Origin of the sequence: Microcoleus sp. PH2017_35_SFW_U_B (assembly GCF_020737865.1) — a bacterium.
Taxonomy (GTDB): Bacteria; Cyanobacteriota; Cyanobacteriia; order Cyanobacteriales; family Microcoleaceae; genus Microcoleus.
Window position 1 is genome coordinate 1 of the sequence record NZ_JAEQDE010000073.1, and the last position, 15370, is coordinate 15370.

Here is a 15370-nt window from a genome sequence, read left to right on the forward strand (position 1 = left end):
CGCGAGAGACTCAGAAACCGGGTTTCTGCGTAAAATCTCGTGAAAATACGTCAATTGCCATAGAAACCCGGTTTCTCGGACTCAGCGCGAGAGACTCAGCGGGGAAAAGTGAATTGCGACTTGAATAGGTTTTCTTCTGGTAGTTGGGAGCAAGAAACTTCTTGTTTCAAGTTTCAATCCCCTTGCGGGGAAAAGTGAATTGCGACTCGGCCACCTAGTCATTAGCCTGGCTCGTGCAGATAAGCCAGAGTTTCAATCCCCTTGCGGGGAAAAGTGAATTGCGACTTAGTTGCGGTAGTGGTACAGCAAATGGTTCGGTCAGATGGTTTCAATCCCCTTGCGGGGAAAAGTGAATTGCGACAAAAAACTTAAAAGCGCGTTAAATAAATCTTCTCAAGTTTCAATCCCCTTGCGGGGAAAAGTGAATTGCGACTATGCTTCTACTAACCGAGTCTATTGATTTTCGGAGTTTCAATCCCCTTGCGGGGAAAAGTGAATTGCGACTGAGTAAAGATGAATTGAAATTAAGTATGAAAGATTTGTTTCAATCCCCTTGCGGGGAAAAGTGAATTGCGACTTGATTTCATGAACCAGTTTGTTTTTCGCATTTTCATGTTTCAATCCCCTTGCGGGGAAAAGTGAATTGCGACAATTAGCTGTTTTAACTGACACAATTTGGTATTATTCGTTTCAATCCCCTTGCGGGGAAAAGTGAATTGCGACTTCAATCCTGCGGACACTGATTTTCCGATTGGTTTGAGTTTCAATCCCCTTGCGGGGAAAAGTGAATTGCGACTACACTTTTGGAGAAAACATCATGGCTACATGTTCTTGGTTTCAATCCCCTTGCGGGGAAAAGTGAATTGCGACACCAGAAGCAGATACGTATAATACATCATATATCTTGAGTTTCAATCCCCTTGCGGGGAAAAGTGAATTGCGACATGCCAAACATCTAGCATTTCAATTCACCATCGCTCAAAATAATATGAAGTTTCAATCCCCTTGCGGGGAAAAGTGAATTGCGACTTTGAAGAGACAATTTTTAGACAGTCTTAGTCAACCAAGGTTTCAATCCCCTTGCGGGGAAAAGTGAATTGCGACTGCAACTCAATACACTGCTTTAGCAGTACTAGTATAGTTTCAATCCCCTTGCGGGGAAAAGTGAATTGCGACTCTATCAACTTAAAAATGGTTGTAAATGGCAAGACCGTTTCAATCCCCTTGCGGGGAAAAGTGAATTGCGACTATTCACTTAGAGGTTGTTGCAAATTTCATTTGCTTGATGTTTCAATCCCCTTGCGGGGAAAAGTGAATTGCGACTATTATGTTCCTAGGAAGGGGGGATTGCCTCCTAAGGGAGGAGAGAATCGTTTCAATCCCCTTGCGGGGAAAAGTGAATTGCGACCAAATAGCAGTAAACAGCATGGCAAATTCTAATCAAAAAGTTTCAATCCCCTTGCGGGGAAAAGTGAATTGCGACACCTCGTTGTGAAAGCCGTGCCCAGTAAAGGCTCTAGAAGCCGTTTCCGACCACCTCTGATGCTCAGCTCACTTAGAGCCGAAAACCAGCTCTCAAAAATCGCTGAAACCCTTACGGGACAAGCGAACGGGCGCCTAAACGAGAGAATCGGTGTTTCAGCCATTTAGCGAGGCGGTCGGATAGCTAAATGATTGAACAGCTAAAACACTACTTTAATCTATTCAATTTTCTAGGTACTGGTGCTGTAGATTTGGGTAGTAATTAACACGGCAAGTTTGTATGGGCTTGTGTGGATTACAATCATAATCTAGCAATAGAGCCATAGTAACGTAGATTTCTCTGGCTGTCAAGTGTTAAAAAAAATACTTTAAACAATGACCGAAGTCGGCGGTTGAGTCACCGGCGGGCCAGAACCCCAAGTTTCCACCTGCCCGATCGCCCGCGTTGACAAAACATAAAAACGGATATTATCTTCATCCAAATTAACCCGTCCCCGCAGGCGAGCGCGCAACTCCTCAAATTGACGCTGAGATAGGGCACACTCAAAAACCGAATATTGCACCCAAGTACCGTAACCGGAAAGCAAGTTAAAAACTTTCTTGCGACGCTTGTCACAAGGAATATCATAGACAACAACGTACAAGTGCATGATTAATTTCCGCTTGACCAAAAGTCAGGAATTACGCAATAAATAAACGCCATCATGTCATTGCGAGGGTCACTCAGCAATCGCAAAACCTGGCGATTGCTTCGTTCCTCGCAATGACAGAAATACGTTGTTAGTCTTGAAATCTAATAAATTCGATAAGGCTTGTACAGCATTTGTGGATTGTAAACAAACTGCTTGTAAGCCTTAACTTGCTGCACAAACAAATCCCAGCGCGGCTGTTTTTCGCCCGAATCAGTCTGAATTTCTTCTTCCATACGCCGTAAAAAAGCATGGAGAAATTTTGCTCTGCCGGAATCGTTCAAGAAACAGCCGCTATTGCGGTAAACAAAGTCGAGGGTGGCATCCATGACTTTTGAATTAATCAGCCACAGCACCAAAGAATCGATAATCGGAGCACGAAACTCTTCTATCAAATCTGAAGCTAAAGCAGCATGACGTTCGGAAGTTTGATGCAAACAAGCTTGATACGGATCGAGTCCTTGGAGTTCAATCAAACACAGTAAATGATTCCACAGGATTTGATATCCGAAGCTAAGCATGGCGTTAACCGGATTCCCTGGCGGACGGCGGGAACGGAAAACAAATACAAATTCGGGAACCGACAAACATTCGCCAAATGCCGAAAAATAACTAGCTGCCCCGGCTCCTTCCAATCCCATTAAGCGCTTCCCCGACTTCGCAAAAATTGTCGGGGATATCAACTGCAAAAATTATTGAGGACTACTTTATTTATATCAAGCTCAACTAAGTAGTTTTATGCAAAAAACCAATTGTTCACAAAACTTAAATAGTATTTTGTAGGGAATTTTACGTAGAATTGGTGTCAATTTAACTAGAAATTACGTATAAACTCTATTGGTAGGGTGTGAAGTGGGCACCTGACTACTATTAGTAGTGTCTAAGTAATATCAGGACACGGCATTGCCGTGTCCTCTTCCGACGAAGAAAGCTATTGATTCATGACTATTGACACTCTCAGCGCTGAAGCGACTGAGATTCTTAAGAAATTTCATTCTTAATATCCCTACTGCTAGGGTTCCCAAACTCAGCACGTTTGCACGCAAGTGCGTGCTGATATCTTTTGGGCGTTTAGGTGTTCAACACCAGGTTTCGCGGAGTCCCCGCGTACCATTTTCGATGCTCGATCTCTGATAGTTTTGGCAGCGCCAATGTCGGCGTGTTCGTGATAGCCACATTCAACACAGATGAACTTTTCGCCATCTCTATTTGATTTGTCGATGTGTCCACAACTTCTGCATTCTTGGCTAGAGTGCTTAGGATTAACTTTGATTACGATTTTTCCTTGCTTTGCAGCTAGATACTCAATCTTTAATCCTAAGTCGCCCCAGCCTGCATCAGAGATAGCGCGATTCAATCCTTTTTTTCTGGATTGCCCATTCTTGAGAAACCTCCCGGTTTCCTCATCAGTTTTTACCTTACATCGACGCATCATCCCAGAGATGTTCAAATCTTCTAAGGCGATTACATCAATATTACGAAATACTATTAAATTCGCAGTTTTCCATTGGTGCGCTTGGCGTTTATCACCAATCTTTTGATGGAATCTGCTAACTCTGATGACTGCTTTTTTGCGGTTTTTACTGCCTTTTGTTTTGCGGTTAACTCGTCTCTGTCTAATTTTCAGAGTGCGTTTAGCTTTTTTGTTGGTTGAAAATCTAGGGTTCTCAATTTGGTAGCCATCAGAAAGGTGAACCAGTTTAGTGAGTCCCAAGTCGCAACCGATTACTTTGGGATTGTTGCCGAGAGCTTTGGGGCTGTATTCAGGTACAGATTTATCCTCTATTCTAATAGAAACATACCAGCCATTCTGGCGTTTTCTAACTGTGCAAGCCTTGATAGTAAAACCACTTGGGATTGAGCGAGAGTTGTAAAACCTCATTCAGCCCAGTTTTGGTAGGTAAATTTTATTGCCCTTGATTTTCACTCCCATTGCGAAGGTAAAAGAAGTAAAGTTACTCCGATTTTTGAATTTCGGAAATCCTCTACCTTCAAAGAAGTTTTTGTAGGCAATATCTAAGCGTTTGACATTTTGTTGTAAAACGGTTGAATCTAGTTGGGAATACCAAGGTCTAGCTATTTTTAACTCAGGTAATGCTGTTATTTGAATATCACCAGCACTTCGGCGAGGATTTCTAGCTTTACCTTCTTTGTCAATCTTAGAGTTTTTCCAGGGATTTCCAGTTGCGCCACTTTTACTTACGAAGCAGGTCAATGGTGAAGCTTCGCCTTTCGTTCTAATGTCACAGTAATCGCCTTGGATAAACTGCTGATTGTACTGACAGATTCTGTCATTCAAGCACCAATTATACAGGCTTCGCAGCATATCTACCCAGTTCGACATTTTTAATGCTTGCGTTTGATTGGGACGCAACTTATAAGCGTAATTTGTCAACAATCTTGCTCACCTCCTTGTTTATATCTTATAGCGGTTCTCAGAAAGATTCGCGGACGTTGTTGGGCTTCAGCCCTCTTGGTTTCAGTGGTTATATAACCTGTCAGTCATACCTCACCTTTTTGAGAAAGGCTATAGCGTCTTTCTCTAATTTTAAATATTAAGAATCAAGAAAGATTCACGGCGGTTAAAACCGCCCGTGTCGCTTGCATCTCAGGGCTGAAGCCTCTGAGTTTTCCGCTTACCGAATGTTTTCTATAACTACTGACTAACTTTTAGATTTCGCATCGCGCCACGCTTCTCGCATCCGTCCAAAATTAGTATTAAATTCTTCCCACCCGAGAGTGCTTCCTGAATTTTCTTCATCCCAGGAAGCCGAGAGGACTCCGTAGCTTAATCCCAGTACGCCTAGACCAAAACAGCCCATGCTTACCAACAATACTGCTGTGTTGGGCAAGTCAAACCAGCCTTTGCTGACTATCAAATAACTCACAAAAAATGTGGAAATTCCCAGGAGTGTCGGGGCGCCGCAGAATACCGCGATGCGGGAAATCATGCGTTTGCTGACTGCTTCTGGGATGGATTGCGCCTGGGGGCCAGTTTTTTTGGTGGCTTTAGGCTGTTTGTCTGATTTTGGTTCTTCTGTGACTGGGTTTGCTTCGGCTTCTGGAGGCTTTTTAGCGGTTTTTTTCCGATTTGAGGCCGGTTCAAAGGGTAAGCGCTGGGTGGGTGGTTCGGAGGACATATTTTTTGTTTAACCTGAAATCTCGAACAATTATCAAAGAAATCTTGGCGAGGGTTTACGCAACTCTGATGGTTAATCAACGGTTTGAAACGGATTTGTTATCAGTGCGTAAATCCTGCTGGCGTTTGTCCAAGATTCTTGAATATTGTCGCAAATTTTGGCTTTGGTGTTTAGCCGCGAATGCCTAAACGGGCAATTAATGCTTTGTAACGATCGACATTTTCCTTTTGCAGGTATGCCAGCAGGCGCTTGCGGCGGCTGATCATCATCATCAAACCGCGCCGGGAGGCGAAGTCTTTTTGGTTGATTTTCAGGTGGGCGCTGAGTTTGCTGATGCGATCGCTCAACATGGCGATTTGGACATCTGCTGAGCCTGTGTCGGTTTCATGGGTTTGAAAGTCGCCCATGATTTCTTGTTTGCGCTGTTGTGTAAGAGCCATGAATTGAGTTTAGTTTTTTTTGTACGTTTGTCACAATCCCATATAGTATCACAGGGGAACGGTGAAGGAGCAAATTTTCGCCACGGATGGGTTGGTTTTTTGAGCTGAAAGACTTCAATTGCAAGCCCTACTTAGGACGGGCGAGACGCCCATCCCACAGGAAAAAAAATGTCGGATGGGCGGGACGCCCCTCCATGGTGTTTATTCCAGCCCATCCCACAGGAAAAAAATTGTGGGATGGGCATCTTGCCCGTGTTAGCCATAAATTTTGCAAGAAGTCTATTGGGTGGCCGATTATCGGCTCAAATAGGCGATCGCCTCACGAATCCAATCATCCGCATTAGCTTTGTTTGCCAAGTTGCTGTCTTGACTGAGGGTTTGCAGCGCTTGCAAGACTTCCGTCGCAGTATATCCCATCGCCAGCAAAATCATCTCCACTTCTTCTTGAATCGCTGCGGGGACTCCGGCGGCCACGGAAGTTGTCAAACCTGCTTCCTGTCTCCATTCCGAGAGTTTGCTTTTGAGTTCCAGGGCGAGGCGTTCGGCGGTTTTTGTACCCACGCCGGGGGTTTTGGCGAGGATGCGAGTGTTACCGCCGACGATCGCCTGAACTAAATCTTGCATTCCTAGAGTATCAAGAAGGGCGATCGCCAGTTGAGCACCCACACCGCTAACACTCGTCAACTGCCGAAACAAATCGCGTTCGGCCGTGCTGCCAAAACCGTACAATACGATTTGGTCTTCCTTAACTTGCTGGTGGGTAAAGATTTGGGCGACTTCGCCGGATGCTGGTAATTGGCCAGTCACGCGCGGCAAAATTTGGATGTCATAGCCAATTCCACTAACTTCGAGAGTCAGAATAACGCGGTTGCTGCCTTTGGCGATATTGGCGACTGTGCCTTTGAGATAGCTGATCATATAGTTAATGGTACACCGATAGGGTAGCGCGCCTTTTAAAATTGCGATCGGACTAATGCAAAAAAATCGTTTCCTCCCGAATACATTAATAACTGCTAAGGGAAAGGTAGAAAAACAATTCTATCTTGATATTCATTTTCTTGGGATGCCAGAGCCGCTAAAATCAATTCTTCTAGGTTTTCGCCAATGCTTAAATTAGGATTGATGATAAAAATCCCTGGAATGTGACGATTTACCGCCATATGTTCGGCTAAGTGCACTGGCATAGAAGTTCGGTTATTTGTCACCAAAACACAGTTATTATCTTCACACCAGTAGAGAATTTCTGGATCGAGAGTTCCTTTCGGCGGTGTTTCCGGTTCTCCCACTACTTTGACGGCAATATCTGGTTCTCGTTGCCTAATTTGATTGGGATAAATTGGATTGACATTTTCATCAATTAGGTATTGCAGGTTCATGGGCTAGTTTTGGCTTTTCTTTCTGCCCTCAGTTGGCGGAGCTTTTCAGAAACAGGCGGGGGATTAAGGCGCTGTTCTTCTCTCATTTTGTGACCGTGTTCTATCCAATTTTTGAGGTAATCACTCACAGGTTCTTGATTTTGGAGATAATACAGAATTGTCGCATAAACTTGTTCGAGGGTGAGGGAAGGATAAGTTTGGGCAATTTCATCAGGTGCGCGACCGCAATCGATGTAATCATAAAGAATTGTTTCAATGCCAATTCTTGTCCCTTTCAGTCGAATATCGCTGGGAGTGAGAAAGTTGAAATAATCTGTGAGCGTTTGGGTTGGCATAATTTTGCTGTATACTCAACATAATTTATTATATCACTGATATTTGCCCGATAGAACTTGAAGTAAACCGCTATGCTGATCTTTCAATTCAAAATAAGATGCTGTTTAACCAAAGACAAATCCGTCTTCCCAAAATTTACCACTAAGGCCACATTTAAATTTTCCAATGATTTTATAAACCACATAATTTCATCAGAAGCTTTACCTTCATAGTGATTGAACAAAATAGAAAATCGCTTTTCCAACTCAGGCTTAACTTTGCCAGAAAGCAGTAATATTTTCAGCAGCAAACCCATTGTCCTGCTGGGCCCGAGGTTGTATACTAAGTCATAAAAAATGTAGTGGTTGGGATGTTGGGAATTTTCCACTACTAAAAAGTTGAATAACTGGTTGCAAGTCTGAGCTAACAATATATTATTTAATTTCGCCGAGTCGTTTTCCGGAAATGTATTTTTGATGTACTTGTACAACTTATCATTAAATTGACGACCGCCATATTCTGGTTCTACCGATGATATCAAATATTCATATAAATCCACTTTAAATGAGCTGTAGGATTGAGTTTTCCTGGCATCTCTCAAAAAAAATTGAGCCGATTCTTTGTGGCTGCGATCGTCTGTTACTTTCCCGGCAAATTCCCTAACAGCTAAGTGCAATTCCGCATCGTTCAAAAGTGTGGGATTTGGCGTCGGCTGTACAATTCCTATTTCTGTATTTCTCGGCTCAACCAAATAATTTAAATATTGAGACAAGTTTTTTTCAAATAGTCGCTGTCTTTGAATTTCCAGCTTTTTGATGGTTTGCTGGTCTTCCTCCACGCTCTCCTTGCTCAGCAAAGAATGCCCGTACAAATAAGGATAGCGACAAATCAATTCGCCCAAAGGAGCATGACTATCTTGTTTCTGCGGTTGTGGCTCTTGTTCTACTGCTTTTACTAAGCGCTCTAGGGTCTGGAATTCTGCACTTTTAGTAAAGAATTCTATTTGTTCTTGCAAGCGCTTGACTATGTAAAATTCCATCCCGAATCGGGGAGAAGTCTGTTTAAATAAAGCTACTAAATTTGCAATACTCAATTTGTGCTGTGAGTGCAATTGCCAACGGTTGATCGGGATGTAACAGCAGCGGTGGATGATATATTTAAACTCCCGATCCGATCGCTTGACGGAGATGATATTGTACAAAGTTGCTTCTATTTCGCGATCGGGGTAGCCCATACCGTCGATAAATAGTTTGCGGAACCGCTCGATTATCTGTGCGGGGGATTCTCGTTCCACGCAGGAGACGATGTGATCGTACAATATCTGTTCGTTGCTCCCCGATAGAAAAGTATCTGAGGGCGGGGTGAGAATTCTCTCTGCACCGATGTCTGGGCTGCTTTGTACAACTTGTGCGACAGCGACTGTCGGTTTTTTCTGAAAAGTTCCGGGATTCAAGAACCAATAGTGTTCTTGGCTTAATTGTTTGTTTGCCGCCCAATCCAAGGCTGACTGCAAAGTTTCCCCCGTCAATAACTGCGACTTATCTTCGCGATCCGAAGCCAGCCATGCTGCCAAGGCCTCGCGGTAGGGAGCCAGATTTCCCAGTTCTTTTTCCACCCAAAACTGATTGAAAACAGATTGATAAACTAGGTTAGCAGCTATTAATTTACCATGAGATTTGACCACCAATCCTGACAGTTGCAATTCGATTTGTTCGGGAGAATAATCGACAGCAACTCCTGGCAATTCTTCCGGTTTTTTGGGGTCGGGCGGTTGCAAAATTTTCTGGTACAGCGTTAACAGCTTGGTGAGATCGCAGCGGCTGTAGAAAATGCGATCGCGAATTGCTGTCAAATGTGGGGGTTCGTCCCAGTCTTCCCAATTTTTAATAATTCTGTGTTTGAGCAGTTGTTCCACCTGCTGGGCTTCGCAATTTCTGCCAATAAAAGACCCGTATTCAAGCACCAATTGGCACAGTCTTTGAGTCAGAAAAGGTTGACCGTCCGTCCAAGTAAATATTTCTTGGAGCACTTTTTGGGGACGAAAAGCTTTGAGTGCCAATCCTTTTGTTAGTGACACACTTTCGTCTAGTTGCAATCGACTTAAATTAATTGGTCGTCCAATATTAAAAGGGTTGCAGCTTGGATCTCGGATCAATTGTGACGGGGCTGCTACTCCGAAAACCGCAAAATTCAGGCGATCGTATTCTGGTTGCTCTGCCCGCTTAGAATAACAACCTCGAATTGAGGCAAAAAAATCGCTGGTACTGAAATTGAGGATGTTGGTGGTGTCAATGTCATCTATCAAAATGACTAAATTTTGCCGCAGTGACTTGAGCAAAACTTTTTCGATAAATATCTCCAATCGCTGCACCGGGGATAGCACTTCGCGATCGTTCCACCACTTGAGGGCATCAAACCTGTTTGTGAGGCGCAAGCTGCTGGCGATGCGGTGGACGATCGCGCCATACCACTTTTCCAGGGAAATTTCTGGGCTGCTAATGCTTCTCAGGTTGACGGCGGCAAAAGCTGTACCTTCTGCTTGCAACCTTTTGGCCGTTTGCACTAGCAGGCTGGACTTTCCCATTTGTGGGGAACTCAATACGTAGCAGAATTGTCCGGCTTTGAGTCCTTGGTAGAGTTCGCTGTCTGCCGATCGCCTGACATAGGTGGGCGCACCGGCAGGCAAATATCCTCCGACTTGATATTGGTTGGTTGAGTGGACTTCTGCTGTCATCTGCGAATTCATCAAGATGCTGCGCCCCTATGCTGTGCGATGGAAAAGTTACAAATTGCAATTATTGCCAGCTCATACTATTTTAGATTTGAGATTGGTCAATGACTGATTCAATAAGGGTTTGGAGTTTACCTACAGTTGCGTTCTTTTTTTGAACTGGTGTTACTGTGGTTGAAATTTTTGTGACTCTTTCTCTATTGTCTACTAACTCAGCGTTGTCATTGTCAATCTTTACCGTATCTTTGCAACCAACCGTAAATCCAGCCAGGAGGGCGATCGTACTCCGGCACTTTTTTGTTTGTACTCGTTCGCATCCTCATCTGAATTTTTACTCAACCGGATTGAAAATGCCCAAACGCCATTGGGTTCACATTTTTTTACAATCATACTTTGAATTTCACCCGATGGTATGATGTTGCCAGGGAAACTCATAACCGCAGCGCCTTTAAGGTACTGCCTAAGGTTCTGCCTAAGGTTCTGCCTTGGGGGCTGGCTACCGAATGCCGTCCAGTCAAAGCACTGGAATGGCTGCTACCAATAAAAAACCCCAGCGTTTGGCTGAGGACTGCTTGAGTGGGAGATATCGTTAATCTGCGTTTTTTTTAGTTGACTTAGATTGCATGGAATTCCATGCCGCTGACACTTCCCCGGCTTTCGCGTGGGGGAATTTTTAAGAACAAACTTTTGGGGATAAATCCACAAAAAGTTTAATTCTTAAAAGCGCTGTCAGTGCGCTGCTAGCCACTGGCTCAACGATTAAAGTTAAGTTTGTGGCTAATTGTAGTAGAAGATGCGCCCTGATGAATTAACTACCCGATAGATGAGCACCCTGATGGCATAACTCCCTGATGGATCGACGCCCTGATGGCCTTAGCCCCACTACCCAAAAAAATCTGGTTGGTGGATGATCGTGGACATAAGTAACACGTCACTTCCGGCGTTTCCGATCGCTCTTCGGGTGTGCCTGTCTGTATTGATTATGGCAGGCAGATTTATCAGAAGACAAGTGGGCTATTGCATCAACCCACTTCTGACAGATCGGGTTAGCCAAAAGGTGTCTATCTACGTTAAATCAGGGTCATCGAACATGAAAAACAGCATCTTAGTATTAGCAGTAATTGCCTCCGGTGGCATCGGCTTATTCCATACAAGCAGGGCCAGCGCTTTTGCGATCGTCCCACAATCTTCATCAACCAGCAGTTTGACTGCTCTTGAGAGTCGTCCCGACATTAACTACACTGGAACGAATGAAGATGGAGAGCAAGAAGAGGTAAAGACAGGCAAAGGCCGGAAATAATTAGCCCTCTGAGTGGTTCGCCGGCGCTGCGGTTGTGATTGCGATCGTGTTTGTGGTGTATTTGTTGTCGCCACCACCTTGGCTCAAGGGGGTGAAAACTCGGGCCGAATATCAGTCCACCTAATCCGGGGAGTTGAAGTCTCAACAAAGTGAATGGGAAAATAAACAGGTAAGGCGAGTCTGTCGGTGGAGTTTCCCCGCCTAGGAACTTCCTTACCTTCTGATGTTCGGGATTCGGATCTGGCACAATCGTATTTCATCTCGTAAAAACCCAATGGAAAATACTCTCGAAACTACCCGCAGACAGCGCGTATTGACAAGAACCCAGGAACGGCGTCAGGCGACACCCAAAGAAAAACAGTTAATTCACCTGCTGGCTAATATGGCTTGCAGTTTGATTAACTATGACTACAAACACTCAGCGGGGAAGGAAACTCTCGCGCCTTCGGAACGGAAGCGTTTAGCGGAATGGCACTACCTGCGAGTTCAGCAAATTCGCCGGATCGAACGCTCGTTGGAGCCCGTAGCGACGCTCAAGCGCGTGTACTACAAGAGCATTCTCAGTCCGAGGGATCTGAAGTCTTTGAAACTTCTGTGGCTTGAAGAGGACAAAAACCGCGTCAAACGGGTCGATCCTGAGTTGGACGACATCCTCAGCGAAGCTTTGGATCGGGGAGATACTTTGAAACAGCTATTTCACTCGATCGAATCCAAGGAACGGATCTTTGCGGAAACTCCTCGCCCGGGCGTTGTACCGCTGTGGGTGAAAGAGTGGGAAGACTCGGAATATGACATCAACTTTTTTCCGCCTTCGTTCTCTGCATGGGTTTCCATCGTGGACGACTAGGTTCAAGAAAAACTCTTTTACATGGGAGCGATCGCAAAAATCTGAGGGTAAAGCTATTTGCTATCGCTCCCATTGACGAGGAATGTGCGATCGCGGCGAGGTTAGCTCGTCGTGCAGCGCACAACCATCGGAGTACAGAGAAGTAAATCGGAGTCAGTAGCATTGTACAATGGAGGAAAACCAGGGCTTCAGCTAATTGCTGATAGCTGATAGCTGATAGCTGATAGTTTCCCATGACTGACTCGATTTCTACTTCTCCATTAGACTCGGCCGCCGATACAGCCGAACTCCGCTCACAGTTGAGGTCGGGTTCAGAGAAAACTCAACTGCAACTGCTGCAACAACACATAGCAGATGCAGGCTGGGACGTGTTGATGGAATTTTTATTAGAGCGCAAGTCGGAGGAACCGACGGCGGTAATGGGTAAGGCTTACCAAATTCTTTATTGTGCGGATTCTGCCAGAGCGAGGGAGTTTTTGCAGGCGAATTTTCCGACTGGAGTAGTGCAATTGCGATCGGACTCTAACATTGACTACACTCCGCTGCAACAATTATTGGCCCTACAGGAATTTCAAGAAGCCGATCTGTTGACTTTAAACAAACTTTGTGGGTTGGCGGGCGAGACTGCTGCCGCGAGAAAGTGGTTGTATTTTACGGAAGTTGAAAGTTTGCCTGTGGCAGATTTGCAAACAATTAATACCCTGTGGAAAGTTCATTCGGAAGGCAAATTTGGCTTTTCGGTACAGCGGGAAATTTGGCTGAGTTCGGGCAAGAATTGGGATAAGTTGTGGCCGTTAATTGGGTGGAAGAAGGGGAATAATTGGACGCGGTATCCGCAAGAGTTTATTTGGGATTTGAGCGCGCCGAGGGGTCATTTGCCGCTGTCGAATCAGTTGCGGGGAGTGCAGCCGTTTGCGGCTTTGATGGCTCATCGTGCTTGGGTGAAGTAAAGTAAGACGGCGGTTGAAACCGCGTTTACACAAACAAAGATCGGACGGGGGTTGAAACCGCGTCTACACAAACTTTCGTCCGCCTCCGCGGACTCAAGAGAATAATGTAAAACGTAATTTTCACCGCCTATTCTTCAACCCGCGGAGGCGGGTTTTGTTTGTATAGTCGCGGTTTCAACCGCCGGGTCTTTTTTGAGGAATGTTGGGAAATTTTGTATAATTGATATTTGAATTAATGAGCAAGAGGGCTGGGAGTCATGGTAGGAATCGGAACCAAACTGACTTTAGAAGAATTTCTAGCTTTGCCCGACGGAGACGTATATTATGAGTTTGTAGATGGTGAAGCAGTTCCTAAAGTGTCTCCAAAATTTTTTCATTCCAGTTTACAGGGAACTTTGTGTCGCCTGATTCGTGTATGGTGTAAAAGTCGCGGGCGAGTGCTTCCAGAATGGGCAATTCTGTTAAAGCGTCAGGGTAAAGATTGGGCACCTGTTCCTGATTTGACGTATATTTCCTATGAACGTCTGCCGAAAAGTTGGCGGCGGAATGAAGCTTGTCCTGCAATTTCTGAATTGGTGATTGAGATTATCTCTCCCGATCAAAGTATGAAGGATTTTGAAGAGAAGGCGAAGGATTATTTGGCGGCGGGGGTTCCGCGAGTTTGGGTAATCGATCCAGAATTGATTTTAATTAGAAGTTTTTTCCCTGATGGTTCTAGTCAGGTGTATATGGATAATACACTAATTGTGGATGAGTTGCTGCCTGGTTTGGAGTTAACAACTAGACAGATTTTTGAAGAAGCGGAATTGATTGATTGATTACAGTCTGTGCAAGAGCTCAGTCGTAGGGTGCGTGACAGCGGGAAAATTCTAACTCGCGGCGGTGGGTTACATTTTAAAGAAAGTTATGACTTCAGAATTAACCGACGCCTTAAACCGAATCTTAAGCTGGATAGAGCGACACGAACCCTCGTGGATTGAGTATCTATACCCTGGCTTATCAAAGGATGAGATAGATGACTTAGTAAGAGATTTACCAATCCAATTTCCTCCTGAACTCTATGAACTCTATCAGTGGAGAAATGGTGCAGTAGAAGGAGATGAGTGGAAGGAAACAGTTTGGATATTTCATAGTTGGACTTTTAGACCTCTACAAGAGGTCGTTGCAGGGCTGCGCCAGGAGAGTTTCACATATCAAAATTTCCAAACAGATAACATAGCCAATATAGATATAATTAAGCCTTATTGGGGGAATTTTAAGTATTTAAATATTTTTTATCACATTTTATGGGAAGATAATGGGTGCGTCTTCATTAATAACATACTAAATTTTTGTCCGATAATTTTTCAGCGAATTGAAGAAGGAGAGTTAACTTTACTTGAAAAGTATACAAGTTTAACCAGTATGATGCTAACCATCGCAGAATGTTATGAAGCAGGAGCTTACTTCATAGGGGATTATATTTCTCGCAACCCTGAAAAAGAATATCAAATTGGGCGTAAATATAACTCCCAGATTATAGAATTTGCTCTACAAGCTATTCAGCAAGGCTCTTTGTGTGGTCGGTTTTTTACATATTTCTCCAACGACCTAATCGAATTTAAAGACCCAAGAACTGTGGAGCCTCTAATTCAAGGGTTGCAATTACTCAATCATCAGAATATAGAGCGATTGAACCAGCAGAATAACGATCCATTTCTCTATTACGATCCCAAAGAAGAGGTAGCCAGAATTTTGGGAGAATTAGGCGATACTAGAGCTGTGCCTGTTCTAATTGCCACTCTCAAAAACGATTGTCATAATAATTGGGATTACCAAACTAAAGTCAGTGCAGCAAAGGCGCTGGGTCAACTCAAAGATAAACGAGCAACTTACCCTCTCATTGAAGCTTTGCAAGATAACGAGGATGAAGTTCGACAGATGGCTGTTTGGGCATTAGGAGAAATCGGAGATTTAAGAGCAGTAGACTCTCTAATTGATGCTTTGCGGGATAGCGATTATTGGGTAAAACAAGCGACAATTGAAGCCTGGGATAAACTGGCTGCCAAATTTCCTGAGCTTGACGAAGAAATTCCCTTTTAATACTAACTATACTTAAAC

General features: G+C 44.2%; 16 protein-coding genes and 1 CRISPR repeat array. Of the genes, 6 read left to right on the plus strand and 10 right to left on the minus strand.

Translation table 11 applies throughout. The features are described from left to right. Positions 1–84 precede the first annotated feature (84 nt). Positions 85–1483: a CRISPR direct-repeat array (repeat unit 36 nt; unit sequence GTTTCAATCCCCTTGCGGGGAAAAGTGAATTGCGAC). A 367-nt stretch (positions 1484–1850) separates the two neighbouring features. The 10 genes from cas2 to JGK36_RS20855 form a co-directional block, all read right to left on the minus strand. Beyond that, entirely contained in the window at positions 1851–2132 is a 282-nt protein-coding gene (gene cas2, locus JGK36_RS20810) for a CRISPR-associated endonuclease Cas2 (RefSeq protein ID WP_293185592.1), read from the minus strand. A gap of 143 nt (positions 2133–2275) precedes the next feature. Beyond that, positions 2276–2860 carry a CRISPR-associated endonuclease Cas1 gene (cas1, locus tag JGK36_RS20815; protein ID WP_366026692.1) on the minus strand — a complete coding sequence of 195 codons (585 nt, stop codon included), beginning with the start codon at positions 2858–2860 and terminating at the stop codon, positions 2276–2278. 338 nt (positions 2861–3198) lie between these two features. Next, the gene (locus JGK36_RS20820; RefSeq protein WP_293185593.1) at positions 3199–4053 is read right to left on the minus strand and encodes a transposase; all 855 of its coding nucleotides are present in this window, start codon (positions 4051–4053) and stop codon (positions 3199–3201) included. Next, positions 4054–4515 carry a transposase gene (locus JGK36_RS20825; protein WP_293190669.1) on the minus strand — a complete coding sequence of 154 codons (462 nt, stop codon included), beginning with the start codon at positions 4513–4515 and terminating at the stop codon, positions 4054–4056. A 319-nt stretch (positions 4516–4834) separates the two neighbouring features. Further along, positions 4835–5311, minus strand: a complete 477-nt coding sequence (locus JGK36_RS20830) for a PAM68 family protein (protein WP_293196370.1) — start codon at positions 5309–5311, stop codon at positions 4835–4837. A gap of 170 nt (positions 5312–5481) precedes the next feature. Further along, positions 5482–5751, minus strand: coding sequence for a 30S ribosomal protein S15 (rpsO, locus tag JGK36_RS20835; RefSeq protein WP_293134126.1), 270 nt, complete (start codon positions 5749–5751; stop codon positions 5482–5484). A gap of 294 nt (positions 5752–6045) precedes the next feature. Continuing rightward, the gene (gene ruvA, locus JGK36_RS20840; protein WP_293185596.1) at positions 6046–6669 is read right to left on the minus strand and encodes a Holliday junction branch migration protein RuvA; all 624 of its coding nucleotides are present in this window, start codon (positions 6667–6669) and stop codon (positions 6046–6048) included. A 95-nt stretch (positions 6670–6764) separates the two neighbouring features. Beyond that, entirely contained in the window at positions 6765–7127 is a 363-nt protein-coding gene (locus tag JGK36_RS20845) for a DUF5615 family PIN-like protein (RefSeq protein WP_293185597.1), read from the minus strand. After that, positions 7124–7462, minus strand: coding sequence for a DUF433 domain-containing protein (locus tag JGK36_RS20850; protein ID WP_293185598.1), 339 nt, complete (start codon positions 7460–7462; stop codon positions 7124–7126). The genes JGK36_RS20845 and JGK36_RS20850 overlap by 4 nt, the downstream gene beginning before the upstream one ends. 83 nt (positions 7463–7545) lie before the next feature. Beyond that, a complete protein-coding gene (locus JGK36_RS20855) occupies positions 7546–10176 on the minus strand; it encodes an AAA-like domain-containing protein (RefSeq protein WP_293196372.1) in 2631 nt (876 codons plus the stop codon). 390 nt (positions 10177–10566) lie between these two features. Here JGK36_RS20855 and JGK36_RS20860 point away from each other — a divergent pair, with 390 nt between their 5' ends. The 6 genes from JGK36_RS20860 to JGK36_RS20885 all read left to right on the plus strand — a co-directional run bounded on the left by JGK36_RS20860 (position 10567) and on the right by JGK36_RS20885 (position 15352). Further along, entirely contained in the window at positions 10567–10749 is a 183-nt protein-coding gene (locus JGK36_RS20860) for a hypothetical protein (RefSeq protein ID WP_293185601.1), read from the plus strand. A gap of 514 nt (positions 10750–11263) precedes the next feature. After that, a complete protein-coding gene (locus JGK36_RS20865; protein WP_293185603.1) occupies positions 11264–11473 on the plus strand; it encodes a hypothetical protein in 210 nt (69 codons plus the stop codon). A gap of 274 nt (positions 11474–11747) precedes the next feature. Next, positions 11748–12320 carry a hypothetical protein gene (locus JGK36_RS20870; RefSeq protein ID WP_293185604.1) on the plus strand — a complete coding sequence of 191 codons (573 nt, stop codon included), beginning with the start codon at positions 11748–11750 and terminating at the stop codon, positions 12318–12320. A 233-nt stretch (positions 12321–12553) separates the two neighbouring features. Further along, positions 12554–13270: a GUN4 domain-containing protein gene (locus JGK36_RS20875; protein ID WP_293196374.1), complete on the plus strand. Its 717-nt coding sequence runs from the start codon at positions 12554–12556 to the stop codon at positions 13268–13270. Positions 13271–13527: 257 nt separating this feature from the next. Further along, complete coding sequence (locus JGK36_RS20880) at positions 13528–14088, plus strand: Uma2 family endonuclease (RefSeq protein ID WP_293196376.1); 561 nt, start codon at positions 13528–13530, stop codon at positions 14086–14088. Positions 14089–14176: 88 nt separating this feature from the next. Beyond that, positions 14177–15352 (plus strand): HEAT repeat domain-containing protein, encoded by a 1176-nt coding sequence (locus tag JGK36_RS20885; RefSeq protein ID WP_293196378.1) that lies wholly within the window; start codon positions 14177–14179, stop codon positions 15350–15352. The last annotated feature ends 18 nt before the right edge of the window (positions 15353–15370 follow it).

Excerpts from the sequence above, each read along its gene's own strand:
- cas2 (WP_293185592.1), bottom strand. The coding sequence starts at position 2,132 with ATGCACTTGTACGTTGTTGTCTATGATATTCCTTGTGACAAGCGTCGC.
- JGK36_RS20865 (WP_293185603.1), top strand. The coding sequence starts at position 11,264 with ATGAAAAACAGCATCTTAGTATTAGCAGTAATTGCCTCCGGTGGCATC.
- JGK36_RS20820 (WP_293185593.1), bottom strand. The coding sequence starts at position 4,053 with ATGAGGTTTTACAACTCTCGCTCAATCCCAAGTGGTTTTACTATCAAG.
- JGK36_RS20885 (WP_293196378.1), top strand. The coding sequence starts at position 14,177 with ATGACTTCAGAATTAACCGACGCCTTAAACCGAATCTTAAGCTGGATA.
- JGK36_RS20825 (WP_293190669.1), bottom strand. The coding sequence starts at position 4,515 with ATGTCGAACTGGGTAGATATGCTGCGAAGCCTGTATAATTGGTGCTTG.
- JGK36_RS20830 (WP_293196370.1), bottom strand. The coding sequence starts at position 5,311 with ATGTCCTCCGAACCACCCACCCAGCGCTTACCCTTTGAACCGGCCTCA.
- JGK36_RS20845 (WP_293185597.1), bottom strand. The coding sequence starts at position 7,127 with ATGAACCTGCAATACCTAATTGATGAAAATGTCAATCCAATTTATCCC.
- JGK36_RS20850 (WP_293185598.1), bottom strand. The coding sequence starts at position 7,462 with ATGCCAACCCAAACGCTCACAGATTATTTCAACTTTCTCACTCCCAGC.
- JGK36_RS20855 (WP_293196372.1), bottom strand. The coding sequence starts at position 10,176 with ATGACAGCAGAAGTCCACTCAACCAACCAATATCAAGTCGGAGGATAT.
- ruvA (WP_293185596.1), bottom strand. The coding sequence starts at position 6,669 with ATGATCAGCTATCTCAAAGGCACAGTCGCCAATATCGCCAAAGGCAGC.
- JGK36_RS20880 (WP_293196376.1), top strand. The coding sequence starts at position 13,528 with ATGGTAGGAATCGGAACCAAACTGACTTTAGAAGAATTTCTAGCTTTG.
- JGK36_RS20870 (WP_293185604.1), top strand. The coding sequence starts at position 11,748 with ATGGAAAATACTCTCGAAACTACCCGCAGACAGCGCGTATTGACAAGA.
- rpsO (WP_293134126.1), bottom strand. The coding sequence starts at position 5,751 with ATGGCTCTTACACAACAGCGCAAACAAGAAATCATGGGCGACTTTCAA.
- JGK36_RS20875 (WP_293196374.1), top strand. The coding sequence starts at position 12,554 with ATGACTGACTCGATTTCTACTTCTCCATTAGACTCGGCCGCCGATACA.